1 protein-coding gene is annotated in these 388 nt (G+C 70.1%); it reads left to right on the top strand.

Translation table 11 applies throughout. From position 1 onward, the window contains the following. On the top strand, positions 1-388 hold a 388-nt coding region (locus BN358_RS27260), incomplete at both ends, for a hypothetical protein (protein WP_198018541.1).

Raw genomic sequence — 388 nt, 5'->3', positions numbered from 1 at the left:
TGGTCGTCGCTGGCCTGATCTGGGCCGGCACAGCGCTGGCTTCCCCGCAACCCGGATCGGCCGCGTCCGCCAGCCCCAGTGCCCGGCCCACCGTAACCGCGTCCGGACCCGGTCTGCCCTTCGTACCCCCGACGAGCGCTACACCGGGCGCTGGGAGATTCTCCGGCAGCAGTGGACCGACTCCGGGCTCGAGGTCGAGATCCGGGTGATGGCGGACAAGGGACCGATCGACTACTCGTTCGTCGCCTTCGGCAACGACGACGTCCAGGCCACCACGGCCCAGCCGGGCTCGGAGCAGCCCCAGTTCTCCGGAATGCCCATCCAGAGCGGAAACCAGGAGACCGGCTGGCTGTTCTTCCCCTTGCGGCGGGGGGCGGCCACGATCATC

Origin of the sequence: Sedimentibacter sp. B4 (assembly GCF_000309315.1) — a bacterium.
GTDB lineage: Bacteria > Bacillota > Clostridia > Tissierellales > Sedimentibacteraceae > Sedimentibacter > Sedimentibacter saalensis.
The sequence above is the reverse complement of the archived record's forward strand: the minus strand, read 5'-3'. Positions and strand labels throughout refer to the sequence as shown.